Annotated in this window: 10 protein-coding genes; 5 read left to right on the forward strand and 5 right to left on the reverse strand. The window is 73.1% G+C overall.

Annotated features, from left to right (window positions below; genetic code table 11):
• Positions 1-41: 41 nt before the first annotated feature.
• Positions 42-2,393, reverse strand: coding sequence for an immune inhibitor A domain-containing protein (locus R4Z62_RS12125; protein WP_382848388.1), 2,352 nt, complete (start codon positions 2,391-2,393; stop codon positions 42-44).
• A 450-nt stretch (positions 2,394-2,843) separates the two neighbouring features.
• On the opposite strand from R4Z62_RS12125, the gene R4Z62_RS12130 reads away from it, so the two are divergent.
• The gene (locus R4Z62_RS12130) at positions 2,844-3,140 is read left to right on the forward strand and encodes a hypothetical protein (RefSeq protein ID WP_382848387.1); all 297 of its coding nucleotides are present in this window, start codon (positions 2,844-2,846) and stop codon (positions 3,138-3,140) included.
• A 65-nt stretch (positions 3,141-3,205) separates the two neighbouring features.
• Here R4Z62_RS12130 and R4Z62_RS12135 read toward each other — a convergent pair whose 3' ends face one another.
• Positions 3,206-3,952: an RDD family protein gene (locus tag R4Z62_RS12135; protein ID WP_382848385.1), complete on the reverse strand. Its 747-nt coding sequence runs from the start codon at positions 3,950-3,952 to the stop codon at positions 3,206-3,208.
• Between the two features lie 166 nt (positions 3,953-4,118).
• Positions 4,119-5,729 (reverse strand): RDD family protein, encoded by a 1,611-nt coding sequence (locus R4Z62_RS12140; protein WP_491519813.1) that lies wholly within the window; start codon positions 5,727-5,729, stop codon positions 4,119-4,121.
• Between the two features lie 291 nt (positions 5,730-6,020).
• On the opposite strand from R4Z62_RS12140, the gene R4Z62_RS12145 reads away from it, so the two are divergent.
• A complete protein-coding gene (locus R4Z62_RS12145) occupies positions 6,021-6,434 on the forward strand; it encodes an SsgA family sporulation/cell division regulator (protein ID WP_064533371.1) in 414 nt (137 codons plus the stop codon).
• Positions 6,435-6,483: 49 nt separating this feature from the next.
• Here R4Z62_RS12145 and R4Z62_RS12150 read toward each other — a convergent pair whose 3' ends face one another.
• A complete protein-coding gene (locus R4Z62_RS12150; protein ID WP_064533372.1) occupies positions 6,484-7,890 on the reverse strand; it encodes an FAD-binding oxidoreductase in 1,407 nt (468 codons plus the stop codon).
• A gap of 372 nt (positions 7,891-8,262) precedes the next feature.
• Here R4Z62_RS12150 and R4Z62_RS12155 point away from each other — a divergent pair, with 372 nt between their 5' ends.
• Positions 8,263-9,717, forward strand: coding sequence for a tetratricopeptide repeat protein (locus tag R4Z62_RS12155; protein WP_491521862.1), 1,455 nt, complete (start codon positions 8,263-8,265; stop codon positions 9,715-9,717).
• A gap of 99 nt (positions 9,718-9,816) precedes the next feature.
• On the opposite strand, the gene hppD is transcribed toward R4Z62_RS12155, so the two are convergent.
• Positions 9,817-10,965: a 4-hydroxyphenylpyruvate dioxygenase gene (hppD, locus tag R4Z62_RS12160; protein ID WP_064533373.1), complete on the reverse strand. Its 1,149-nt coding sequence runs from the start codon at positions 10,963-10,965 to the stop codon at positions 9,817-9,819.
• A 123-nt stretch (positions 10,966-11,088) separates the two neighbouring features.
• On the opposite strand from hppD, the gene R4Z62_RS12165 reads away from it, so the two are divergent.
• Positions 11,089-11,556 carry an Lrp/AsnC family transcriptional regulator gene (locus R4Z62_RS12165; RefSeq protein WP_018565552.1) on the forward strand — a complete coding sequence of 156 codons (468 nt, stop codon included), beginning with the start codon at positions 11,089-11,091 and terminating at the stop codon, positions 11,554-11,556.
• A 105-nt stretch (positions 11,557-11,661) separates the two neighbouring features.
• On the forward strand, positions 11,662-12,309 hold the full coding sequence (locus R4Z62_RS12170) for an ArsR/SmtB family transcription factor (protein WP_237305352.1): 648 nt from the start codon (positions 11,662-11,664) through the stop codon (positions 12,307-12,309).
• Positions 12,310-12,319: the final 10 nt, after the last annotated feature.

Below are 12,319 nucleotides of genomic sequence, written 5' to 3' on the forward strand. Positions count from 1 at the left end.
GGGGTTGCCGCCGATACGCTTTTGACCTGGGTTTTTTACCTTTACTTCACCGCGCGGCCGACTTCCAGCTCGATCGTGGAGCCGTCGTGGGCCTCCTTGGTGATCTGGATCCGGGTGTTGGTGTCAGTGATCTTGACACCGCCGGTCGGGTTCGAGGCGTCGTAGTAGGTGCTGGTGTGGTCGTTGAAGACCGGCACCCCCTTCGACGACTTGATCTTGGTCTTGACGTCCGCCTTGTGCAGGGTGATGCCGTCCGTGCGGTACAGGCTGAACGGCGAGTCGTACGCCTGGACGCGGTTGCGCAGCAGGGTGCCGTCCGACCAGCGCAGGGCCGTCGGGTGCGAGTCGACCGGGAGGATCAGACCGGTGCCCGGGTGGACGCTGGTGTTGTTGTCCGCCTGGGAGGTGTCGTACTTCCAGATCAGCAGACCGTTCTGGTACGGGTAGTGCTCGACCCAGTCGGGGCGCTTGGCCGAACCGAAGTTGTACGGACCGGTCTTCAGCGTGGTGTCGTACGAGACGTACTGGCGGTTCTCCGCGATGTAGTACTGCTCGTAGTCCTTGGTGAAGGACGCGCCGATGCGGGAGAAGCCCTTCGCCGTCCAGGCGGCGTCCTCGGTCTCGGCGTTGTCGGAGAAGAGCGCCGTGCCGTCCGCGGTCACCGCGATCTCGTCGGCCGCGAAGCCCTTGAGCGCGGCGCCGCCGTCCGTCTGGTAGCGGAAGCGGAGCTGGATCTTCTGGCCCGCGTAGGCGTCCAGCGGGTACGCCAGCTTCTTGTACGCGTCGACCGAACCGGTCAGGGCCGGCTTGTCGCTGCCGTCACGCGGGATGGCCTGGCCGTCCACGGTGCCGTCCAGGGCGGTCCAGTTGGCGCCGCCGTCGGTCGAGACCTCGGTGTAGAGGAAGTCGTAGTTGGCCTCGATGTCGTACCAGCCGTCGAGGCTGAGAGTGGCCGACTTCTTGCCGGTCAGGTCGACGGACCGGGTCAGGGTGTTCTTCAGGTCGTCGCCGCTGCCGCTCCACCACTGGGTGGCGCCCTGCGCGGGCTTGACGACCTCGGTGGTGACCGCCTTGTCGGGCAGCGAGACCACCACGGCCTGCCGGTACTTGGTGTTGAACTCGGAGACGCCCAGCTTGTGCCAGGACTTCACACCGGCCTTGGCGGTGTCGAAGTTCAGCCAGCCAAGACGCAGCTTGTCCCAGGCGTTCATGTCGCCGGGCAGGTCGCCGATGGCGTCCTCGCCCCGGCCCAGCCAGGAACCGGAGGACATCAGCGTCCAGAAGCCGGTGGAGTTGTCACCGCCCGCGGTGTCGTACTCGTCGGGCAGGCCGAGGTCGTGGCCGTACTCGTGCGCGTAGACGCCGAGTCCGCCGTTCTCCGGCTGGATGGTGTAGTCGCCGACCCAGACGCCGGTGTCACCGATCTGCGCGCCGCCGAGCTTGTTGTCCGACGGACCGGTGGAACCGGCGTCGGTGCCGTACGCGTACCAGCGGTGCGCCCAGATCGCGTCGGTGCCCTGGACACCGCCGCCCGCGGACTCGTCCTCGCCCGCGTGCACGATCTGGAAGTGGTCGATGTAGCCGTCCGGCTCGTTGAAGTTGCCGTCGCCGTCGTAGTCGTAGCGGTCCCACTGGTCGTACTTGGCCAGGTCCGCCTTGATCGCGGCGTCCGACTTGCCGGCCGCCTTCTGCTGCGCCACCCAGGCGTTGACGCCGTCGCTGACGACGTTCCACACGCTGGAGCAGTTGGTGGAGCCGCAGTAGTTCGAGCCGTAACGGGCCTCGTTGTAGGGGACCTTGACCCAGTCCGAGACCTCGCCGTCCACCGAGTAGCGGCCCGAGGACTGCTTCTCGTAGTACTTCTTGACCGACTCGGTGTTCTTGCCGGTGCCGAAGTACAGGTCCTGGAAGTGCTTCTGGTCGTAGTCCTTCTGCCAGGCCGTGGAGTTGTCCTTCTTGCGGTCCGGCGCGGCTATCTGGTTGTGCAGCGGCCCGGCGGTGCCGCCGTACTTCGGGTCGGTCTGGTCGCCGAACTCGACCAGGATGGTGAAGATCTTGTCGGTCTTCTCCCGGCCCAGCTCGACGTACTTGGTGTCGCCCTTCTTGCTCTTGAGGCCGACGACCTTGGAACCGTTGCGGTTCTGGACCTTGGCCTTGCCGGAGATGACCTGGCTGAGGGCCTCCTGGCGCTGGGCCTCCTGGGTCTTGCTCAGCGGTCCGTCGAGGTTGTGCTCGTGCTGCCCGACCGGCTGCGGGTCGTGCCGGTTCACGGCGGCGGGAGAGCCGGCCGTGGTGGCGGCCTCCGCGACGGCGTACGTCGAGAACGTCGCGGCGGCCGCCGCGAGCGAGACGCCGATCGCGGCAGCTCTGAAAGTCCAGGGTCTACTGGTCACTTGCTGTCCTCCCCTGACGCGTCCGTACGCGCGGAAGGGGGGTCTCTGAGGCACGAGAAAGTCCGCGCGCGATCAACGCGTGTTAGTCAAGTGACGACATTTGACTAGAGGTTTACGAGAAAAGACAGACCTTGACTTGGACAGTTCAAGTGCACTATGCGGAGCGTTCGTTCGCTTTACGGACGGTCAGGGGTGCGCCGCGGGTGGCCCGGACGCGGCCGGGACGCGGGCCCGTGACCGTCCCGGCGCGTGGAACGGGCCCGGGAGGGCGCACCGTGAATCCGTGCGCCCCCTGTGCACCGGCACCGTGGGTTAGGTCACGCTTACCGGCCGTTCCGCGGGGGCATCCAGGAGATTACAGTCGATGTGGCGGAACGCCCGGAAGTCGGCGGACGGGACGCCAGGCCGGCCCCCGTCGCACCCCCCAATCCTTCCGAGGACACGATTGCCATGCCTCGTCCGACCGCCGCACAGCTCGCCTACGGCTCCTGCACCGTGATCTGCTCGACGCTCGCCATGCTGCTGCTGTCGCAGACGAGTTCGGGGGTGGGGATCGCCGTCATCGCCCTCGCGGCGCTCGCGCTGGGGCTCCTGGTCGCCATGACGGTGCCGCTGCCGAAGTCACGCGCGTCGGCCGCCGCCGGCAGCGCCGCGGCCGGTGCCCCGGCGGTGCCGGGCTCCGGCGCGGTGGCCGCCGCCGCGGCGGCTCGGACCACCGGACGCCCCCGGACACCGGCCCGCCGCTAGCAGCCGTCGTCGGGCCCGCCGGACCGGACCGCCGCACCCTCGCGCGTCCCTGACGCCGCGCCGGCTCACCGGTCCGTGCCGACCACCACCGTCTTGGCCGCCTTGTCGTGCAGGCCCTGCTTGTAGGGCCGGTCGAAGTAGCTCCAGCCACCGCACACCGCGAGCCAGACGCAGGCGCAGCAGAACCAGAACGGCACCCAGAGCACCGCCGAGCGCCCCAGCGCGGTGGCCGCGGACGGCGTCGACCCGTCGCTCAGGTTCGCCACCCGCATGCCCAGCCACTTCTTGCCCAGCGTCTGCCCCGACCGGGAAATCATGAAGGTGTCGTAGGCGACGTAGAGCACGACGCCGACGACCGACTGCGCGATGGACGTACCGACCTCGACCTGATCGGCGTTCATCGTCGTCTCGTTGACGCGCAGCGCCCAGGTGATCACCCAGGTGACGATGCCGACCAGGACCAGGTCGATGATCCGGGCGAGGGTGCGCCTGCCGCTCTCCGCCAGCGGCGGCATCCCCGCGAGCGGGCCTCCGGGGGGCGGGCCACCGCCGTACGGATCGCCGCCGTAGGGCCCACCGCCGTACGGCCCGCCGGCACCGCCGTACGGGCCGCCTCCGCCACCGTAGGGGCCGCCGCCCTCGTGGGCGCCGCCGCCCTCGTACGGGCCGCCTCCCCCGCTGTACGGATTGCCGCCGCCGCTGTACGGGTTGCCGCTTCCCGGAGGCGGGCCGCCCGGCGGCGGCCCGCCTCCGGGCGGGGGTCCGGAGCCCGCGGGCGGTTCGGAGCCGGGGGGCGGCGGTTCGGTGCTCATGCGCCGAGTGGAACCCGAACGCGGGCGGGGCGCATCCGGCGAGCATCCGTACGGATGACGGACGACAGGTGACGGATGGCAGGTGGCAGGTGGCGGACGGCAGGGGACAGGGGGCAGGCGGCAAGCGGCGGGCGCACGGCCGTGGGCGCCCCGGCCCGCAGCCGGCTCAGTCCGCCACGAAGGTGTGCGCCGCCTTGTCGTGCCAGCACTGGTGCCACGGCCGGTCGAACAGGCACCACAGGACGCCCACGATCCCCACGCCCAGGAGTCCGGGCACGCTGTACACCAGCCAGCGGCGCAGCGCCGGGCCGAACGACGGCGGCTCGTGGCCCTCGATGTCCCGCACCTGGAGTCCGCAGAGCTTCTTGCCGAGCGTGCGGCCCCACTTGGCGGTGGGCAGCACCTCGTAGAGGACCCCGGCGAGCAGCAGGACGGCGAGGACGACACCCAGGTACGCCGCCGTCGTACCGTCCAGCAGCCAGACGGTGACCGTGCGCCCGGTGAGCTTGGCCGCGTCGATCTTCGCGTCGACATGGTCGACGGCCCGGGTGCCGAGCGGCACGGCGGCCACGGCGGTGACGCCCGCGAGCAGCACGGTGTCGACCAGGCGGGCGGCCAGCCGCTTGCCGAGGCCCGCCGGCCGGGCCGCCGCCTGCCGCCGCGCCGCGGCCTGGAACACGTCCTCCACCGGCGGCTTCCAGGGCGCCACGGGCTGTTCCTCGGCCGCCGCGCCGGGGCCCGCTCCGGCCCCGGCTCCCGCGAGCTGGTGCACCTGCTGCGCCCAGGACGCCTGGCCGCCGCCGGGGCCGCCGGCCACCGGGGAGGGGAGGGAGCCGGGCACCGCGGCGGCGTGCGGGGGCGCTGCGGCCTGGTGGGGCAGCGGCGCCACGGGGGCGACGGGCGCGGCCGGCGCGGGGGCGGGCGACGCGGGAGCGGGTACGTGCGCCGGGGCGGGCCCTGCTGCCTGGGCGGGGCCGTGGGTCTGCGGGTGTCCCTGTGCCGGGCTCGGGGGCTGGGCGCGCACCGGGCCTTGCTGCTGGGCCGGACCCTGCGGCTGCGGCTGGACCTGTGCCTGTGCGGGGGCCGGACTGTGAGCGCCCTGGGCGGGCACGGAGGGCTGCCCGGACGCGGCCTGAGGCGGGTCGGAGCGCGGGACGGGCCGGAAGGTCATGGTGCCGTCGTCCACGGGACCGCCCGGCCCGGGGATGCCGGGACCGGCCGGAGCAGCGGGACCGGTGGGAGCAGCGGGGGCAGCGGGGGCGGCAGCGTTGGCCGGGGCGTCGGCGGCGGTCGGCCGCCGGAACATGAACGTACCGGCGGATCCGCCGCCGTCCTGGGCCGGAGCGGCGCCACCGCCCTGCACCTGGCCCTGCACCTGACCCTGGCCCTGGCCCTGGCCCTGGCCCCGATCGCCCTCCCCCGCCGGGGAGTTCGCGTGGGCCACCCGGGGGTCGGGACCGGCCGGTGCGGTCCACGGGGTGTGCGGATCCGGGTCGCCGGACCACGGCGCGGCCGCCGGTTCCGGGCGGGCGGCCGCCGGGGGCGGGTCCTCGTCGAAGAAGTGCGGGCCCGTCTCCTCGACCGCAGGGGTCGCGGACGCGGCGGGCCGCGCGCCGGGCGGCGGGCTGAGCGGCTCGCCGTCGGCGGGGGCCGGCCGGCTGGTGCCCGGCACCCAGGAGGAACCGTTCCAGTACCGGACGTATCCGGGGATGGACGGGTCCGGGTAGTACCCCTCGCGGGGCCTGTCGTCGCCTGGTGCGGGGGTTGGGGCGCTCATGTCCGTCGTCCCGTATCTGCTCGGGGGCCGTCTTGGGGGCCTCCACATCTATCAGACCGGCGCACCCGGCACGGCCCGTCCCGCCGGACCCACCCCTTTCCGGGCACTCCCTCGTACATGTGCGTCACCTCCCGGACACGAGCGCCGCTGCCCGGACCGGTGCGGAAAAAGTTCCGCGGACCCGCGTAATGCCCGGCGTCCGGGCGCCTCTCCCCCTGTGCGGGCCCGCACCCGGGGCCGTACGCGACACGCGTCATGAGTCACGCGTCATGAGTGGAGAGGACGAGAACCATGCGACACACCGTGGTGGAACGTGAACTGGAGCTGAGGCTGATCCTGTCGCCCGAGCGGGGGATCCCCGTACCGGCCCGGCTCTCCTACCGCACCGCCGACCCGTACGCCGTGCACATCGACTTCCATGTCGACTCCGGTCAGCCGGTGCACTGGGCGTTCGCCCGGGATCTGCTGGTGGAGGGGGTGTTCCGGCCGTGCGGCCACGGCGACGTACGGGTGTGGCCGTCGAAGACGGAGGGCCGCAGCGTGGTGCTGATGGCGCTCAGCTCGCCGTCCGGTACGGCGCTGCTGGAGGCGCCTTCCGCGCAGGTGTCGTCCTGGCTGGAGCGCACCCTGCGGGTGGTGCCGCCGGGCAGCGAGGGCGAGCAGCTCGGCATCGACGCGGGGCTGGCCGGACTGCTCGCTCAGTGAGCCGGAGGGGCAGGAAGAGCGGGCGAGGCGGACGGGGACCGGGCGGCGGTCAGAACAGCTTGCCGGGGTTGAGGAGGTTCAGCGGGTCAAATACCTGTTTGACGGCCCGCTGCATCTCCACCCCGACCGGCCCGATCTCGCGCGCCAGCCACTCCTTCTTCAGGACGCCCACGCCGTGCTCGCCGGTGATGGTGCCGCCCAGCCGCAGCCCGAGGGCCATGATCTCGTCGAAGGACTCGCGGGCGCGCCGCGACTCCTCCGGGTCCTGGGCGTCGAAGCAGACGGTCGGGTGGGTGTTGCCGTCACCGGCGTGCGCGCAGACGCCGATGGTGAGCCCGTACTTCGCGGCGATCCGCTCGACCCCGTCGAGCATCTCGCCGAGCCGGGAGCGGGGCACGCACACGTCGTCGATCATCGTCGTGCCCTTGACCGCCTCCAGCGCGGTCAGCGACATCCGGCGGGCCTGGAGCAGCAGTTCGGACTCGGCGGCGTCGTCGGCGGGGACGACCTGGGTGGCGCCGGCCGCCTCGCACAGCGCGGCGACGGCGGCGAGGTCGGCGGCCGGGTCGGGCGTGTCGAACGCGGCGAGCAGCAGCGCCTCGGTGGTCTCCGGCAGGCCCATGCGGGCGAGGTCGTTCACGGCCTTGACCGTCGTACGGTCCATCAGCTCGAGCAGGGAGGGCACATGGCCGCCCTCCATGATCCGGCACACCGCGTCACAGGCGGCACTCGCGGAGGAGAACTCGGCGGCCAGCACGAGCTGCTGCGGCGGCTGCGGCTTGAGCGCGAGGACGGCCCGCACGACGATGCCGAGCGAGCCCTCGGAGCCGACGAAGAGCCGGGTGAGGTCGTACCCGGCGACGCCCTTGGCGGTGCGGCGGCCGGTGGACAGCAGGCGGCCGTCGGCGAGCACCACGTCCAGGCCGAGGACGTACTCGGCGGTGACCCCGTACTTCACGCAGCACAGGCCGCCGGAGGCGGTGCCGATGTTGCCGCCGATGGTGCACATCTCCCAGCTGGAGGGGTCCGGCGGGTAGGACAGGCCGTGTTCGTTGACCGCGCGGGAGAGGGTGGCGTTGACGACGCCGGGCTCGACGACCGCGATCCGGTCGACGGGGTTGATCTCCAGGATGCGGTCCATCTTGGTCAGGGAGAGGACGATGCAGCCGTCAGAGGCGTTGGCCGCGCCGGACAGGCCGGTGCGGGCGCCCTGCGGGACGACCGGGACGCGCAGCTCGGTGGCGGTCCGCATGACGTGCTGGACCTGTTCCACGGTGCGCGGCAGGACGACCACGGCCGGGGCGCCGGACGGGCAGAAGCTCGCCATGTCCTGGGCGTAGGCGGCGGTGACGTCGGGATCGGTGAGGACCGCCTCGGCCGGCAGGCCCGCGAGGAGCCGGTCGGTGAGGTTGGCCTCCACTGCGTCGGGTGCGGCTTGGATACGGCTCATGATCACAGCGTGACACCCGCGGCGACCGGTGGGAACCCCGCGGACGTGATCCCTCCGCCCGCCGGGTGGCCTGCCTGGTGGTCCTGTCGGGCGGCCCGGCGGGGTGGCCTGTCCGGTGGTCCTATCGGGTGGCCCGGCGGGGGCCTGCCCCGTACCCCTGCCCGGTGGCCCGGCGGGGTGGCTGGCCTGCTGGTGCCCCTGCCCGGTGGCGGCCGGGTTGCGTCCGCCGGGTGGCCCTCGGCGCCGCCACCGGGTCGCGCCGGGCGTGCGCGGGCGCGGCGGCGCACAGTGTGCGCCATGGAGAAGCCTGCATGGACCCCGGAACCCGCCCCGGCCCCGGACCGGACCCCGGAACCCGCCCCGGCCCCGGACCCGGCCATGCGCCCGGCGCGCGGGGGACGCCCGACGCGCCGGACGGCGGCGCGGATCCTCGTCGCGCTGGCCGTGCTGGGCGGTGCGGCGGGCGCGGTCCTGCTCGCGCGGCCCGCTGAGCGCCCCGCGGTGCGCCCGGCCACGCCCGGGGCGCCGGGCGAGGCGCGGACGGCCCGCCCGGCGGGGGCGCTGGACGCGGTCACGGCCGGGGTCCCGGCCGCACTGCCCGCTCTGACGGAGCTGATCGCCGACCGGGAGCGGCGGGTGCGGGCGCACCCGGGGGATGCGCGGGCGTGGGCGGTGCTGGGTGCGGCGTACGTCGAGCGGGCGCGGCGCACGGCGGACCCGGCCGGCTTCCCGGCGGCCGAGCGGGCGCTGCGCACTTCGCTGCGGCTGAGCCCGGACCACAACGCGGACGCGACAGCCGCCCTGGCGGCGCTGGCCCTTGGGCGGCGGGACTTCCCCACGGCGCGCACCTGGGCCCAGCAGGCGCTCGCGTCGGCGCCGGGGCGCGGGGCGGCGTACGCGCTGCTCATCGCCGCCTGCACCGGGACCGGTGACCACAAGGCCGTCGGCCGCTATCTGGAGCAGTTGCTGAAGGCGGACCACTCCCCCGCCGCGCGGGCGCGGGCCGCGGCCGTCTACCGGGACCGCGGCTGGCGCGAGGACGCGGCGGCCCAGCTCACGGACGCCGTGGCGGCCGCGACCGGACCGGCGGAACGGGCCGCGTACCTGGAGCAGTCCGGGCGCTACGCCTGGGAGCGCGGCGATCTCGACGAGGCACAGCGCTCCTTCACGGCGGCGCTGCGCCTGGACCCGGCCCGGCGGGACGCCCTGGCGGGGCGGGCCCGGACGCTGGCCTCGCTGGGCCGGTCCGAGGAGGCCGTGGCCGCCTACCGGCGGGCGCTGGGCGACCGGCCGCGCCCGGAACACCTGCTGGAACTGGGCGAGCTGTACGAGTCGCTGGGGCAGGACGGACCGGCCGGGGCGCAGTACGAGCGGGTGCGGGAGCGGGCCGGGCAGGAGGAGGCGGCCGGGGTGGACACCGCGCTGGCCCTCGGGCGGCTGGAGGCGGACCACGGGGACCCCGAGGAGGCGGTGCGCGGGCTGCGCGAGGAGTGGCGGCGCCAGCCGGGCACGGCGGTGGCCGACGCGCTGGGCTGGGCGCTGCACCGGGCGGGGCAGGACCAGGAGGCGCTGGAGTTCGCGACGACGGCGACGGAGGAGGCGCAGGGCGGCGGGGTGCGCGACGCGCTGTACGAGTTCCACCGGGGGGCGGTCGAGGTGGAGCTGGGGCTGAGCGGACCGGCCCGCCGCCATCTGGAGCAGGCGCTGCGCACCGCCCCGGCCTTCTCCCCGCTCTGGGCGCCGGAGGCCGGCCGGGCGCTGGCGGAACTGGGCGAGCCGGTGCCGGCGGAGGCGCCCGCGGGGGTGGAGGTGGCGGCGGACGCCACCGGATAGGCCCGCAACGGCGAGGCCCGGCCGCCGGGACGGGCGGCCGGGCCTGCGGTGCGGTGCAGCGCTGCGCACCGCGGTGCGGTGCGGTCAGGTGCGGTGCGGTCAGAGGTTGCCGCGGCGCTCCTGCTCGCGCTCGATCGCCTCGAACAGGGCCTTGAAGTTGCCCTTGCCGAAGCCCATGGAGCCGTGCCGCTCGATGATCTCGAAGAACACCGTCGGGCGGTCCTGGACCGGCTTGGTGAAGATCTGGAGCAGGTAGCCGTCCTCGTCGCGGTCGGCGAGGATCTTCAGCTCGCGCAGGGTGTCGATGGGCACCCGGGTGTCGCCGACCCACTCGCCGAGGGTGTCGTAGTACGAGTCCGGGGTGTCCAGGAAGCGGACTCCGGCGTCGCGCATCTGGCGGACCGTGTGCACGATGTCGTTGGTGTTCAGCGCGATGTGCTGGACGCCGGCGCCGCCGTAGAACTCCAGGTACTCGTCGATCTGGGACTTCTTCTTGGCGATGGCGGGCTCGTTGATCGGGAACTTGACCTTGAGCGTGCCGTCGGCCACCACCTTCGACATCAGCGCGCTGTACTCGGTGGCGATGTCGTCGCCCACGAACTCCTTCATGTTCGTGAAGCCCATGACCTTGTTGTAGAACTCGACCCACTCGTTCATCCGGCCGAGTTCGACGTTGCCGACGCAGTGGTCGACCGCCTGGAAGGAGCGCTGGGCGGGCGGCGCCACGATGGGCTCGGCGGAGGTGAAGCCCGGCAGGTAGGGGCCGTCGTAGCCCTTGCGCTCGACCAGGGTGTGCCGGGTCTCGCCGTAGGTGGCGATGGCGGCGAGGACGACCGTGCCGTGCTCGTCCTTCAGCTCGTACGGCTCGGTCACCGAGCGCGCGCCGTGCTCGACGGCGTAGGTGTACGCGGCCCGCGCGTCCGGGACCTCGATGGCGAGGTCGACGACGCCGTCGCCGTGGTCGGCCACGTGCTGGGCGAGGAAGTGGCCCCAGGGGGTGGAGGGCTTGATCACGGAGGTGAACACGAACCGGGCGGAGCCGCTCTCCAGGACGTAGCTCGCGGTCTCGCGGCTGCCGTTCTCCGGTCCGGAGTAGGCGACCAGGGTCATGCCGAAGGCGGTGGAGTAGTAGTGCGCCGCCTGCTTGGCGTTGCCCACGGCGAAGACGACCGCGTCCATTCCCTTGACCGGGAAGGGGTCGGCCTGCCGTGCGGTCGCGTCGGGAGTGTGCTGTGTGGTCTGCGTCATAGGCGAAGCGTCACCCGGCTCCGCAAGGTGCGCAATAGTTCGCACAATCGCTGGGCAAGGTGTCCAGTGAACGCCCGGGGACGTCGGGCTTTCTGTACAGGATGACCACCGGGAGGCGGGCTGATGGCGATCGATCATCTGGACGGCCGCATCATCGTGCTGCTGGCGCGCGAGCCGCGGATCGGTGTGCTGGAGATGTCCCGGCGGCTGGGGGTGGCGCGCGGGACGGCGCAGGCCCGGCTCGACCGGCTCCGCTCGGGCGGCGTCATCCGCGGCTTCGGTCCCGAGGTGGATCCGGCGGCGCTCGGCTATCCGGTCACCGCCTTCGCCACGCTCCAGATCCGGCAGGGGCAGGGGGCGGGGGTGCGGGCGCATCTGGCGACCGTGCCGGAGGTGCTGGAGCTGCACACCACCACCGGCACCGGCGACATGCTGTGCCGTCTCGTGGCCCGCTCCAACGCCGACCTCCAGCGGGTGATCGACCGGGTGGTGGGCATCGAGGGCATCGTCCGCGCCTCCACGGCGATCGTGATGGAGAACCCGGTGCCGATGCGGATCATCCCGCTGGTGGAGCAGGCGGCGGAGGAGTGACCCGGCGGGGGTCCCGCGCTCACGGAGGCCCCCCAGGCCGCATACAAAGACTTAGTTGCAAAGAAGCCCTTGCAAGGATTCCTTTGCAAGGCTACCTTTGCATGCATGGCCGAACCTGGACTGCCCGAATCCGAACTGCCCGAATCCGCACTGCCGCCCGAATCCGAACTGCCCGAGCCCGAACTGCCCGAGGTCCGCCGCCTCGACGCCCGGACGCTCCGCGGGCTGGCCCACCCCCTGCGGATGCAGCTGCTCACCGCGCTGCGCCAGGGCGGCCCCGCCACCGCCTCCCAACTCGCCGCGGGCCTGGGCGAGTCCAGCGGCGCCACCAGCTACCACCTGCGCCAGCTCGCCGCGCACGGCTTCATCGAGGACGCGCCCGAGCACGGCAAGGGCCGCGAGCGCTGGTGGCGGGCCGCGCACGACGGCGTGAGCTTCGACGAACAGCTCCTCAAGGACCCCGACCCGGCCGTGCGCGGCGCCGCCGACCTGTTCCTGCACGGGATCGCCAACCACCACACCCAGGAACTGGCGACCTGGCTCGCCACCAGGAACGACTGGGGCGAGGGCTGGAGCAGGGCCTCGGACATGAGCGACTGGACGCTGCGCCTGACGCCCGACCTCGCCCGCGACCTCGTCGAGAAGATGCACGCGCTCCTGAACAGCTACCGGGCCCTGGCCCCGGAGGAGAACACCCCGGGCAGCGAGCAGGTCCGCATCCACACGCACGTCCTCCCCACCCGTACGGCCTGAGAGGCAGCCC

The organism is Streptomyces sp. PL-25 (assembly GCF_058344915.1).

Excerpts from the sequence above, each read along its gene's own strand:
- R4Z62_RS12130 (WP_382848387.1), top strand. The coding sequence starts at position 2,844 with ATGCCTCGTCCGACCGCCGCACAGCTCGCCTACGGCTCCTGCACCGTG.
- R4Z62_RS12135 (WP_382848385.1), bottom strand. The coding sequence starts at position 3,952 with ATGAGCACCGAACCGCCGCCCCCCGGCTCCGAACCGCCCGCGGGCTCC.
- R4Z62_RS12140 (WP_491519813.1), bottom strand. The coding sequence starts at position 5,729 with ATGAGCGCCCCAACCCCCGCACCAGGCGACGACAGGCCCCGCGAGGGG.
- R4Z62_RS12145 (WP_064533371.1), top strand. The coding sequence starts at position 6,021 with ATGCGACACACCGTGGTGGAACGTGAACTGGAGCTGAGGCTGATCCTG.
- R4Z62_RS12155 (WP_491521862.1), top strand. The coding sequence starts at position 8,263 with ATGCGCCCGGCGCGCGGGGGACGCCCGACGCGCCGGACGGCGGCGCGG.
- hppD (WP_064533373.1), bottom strand. The coding sequence starts at position 10,965 with ATGACGCAGACCACACAGCACACTCCCGACGCGACCGCACGGCAGGCC.
- R4Z62_RS12165 (WP_018565552.1), top strand. The coding sequence starts at position 11,089 with ATGGCGATCGATCATCTGGACGGCCGCATCATCGTGCTGCTGGCGCGC.
- R4Z62_RS12170 (WP_237305352.1), top strand. The coding sequence starts at position 11,662 with ATGGCCGAACCTGGACTGCCCGAATCCGAACTGCCCGAATCCGCACTG.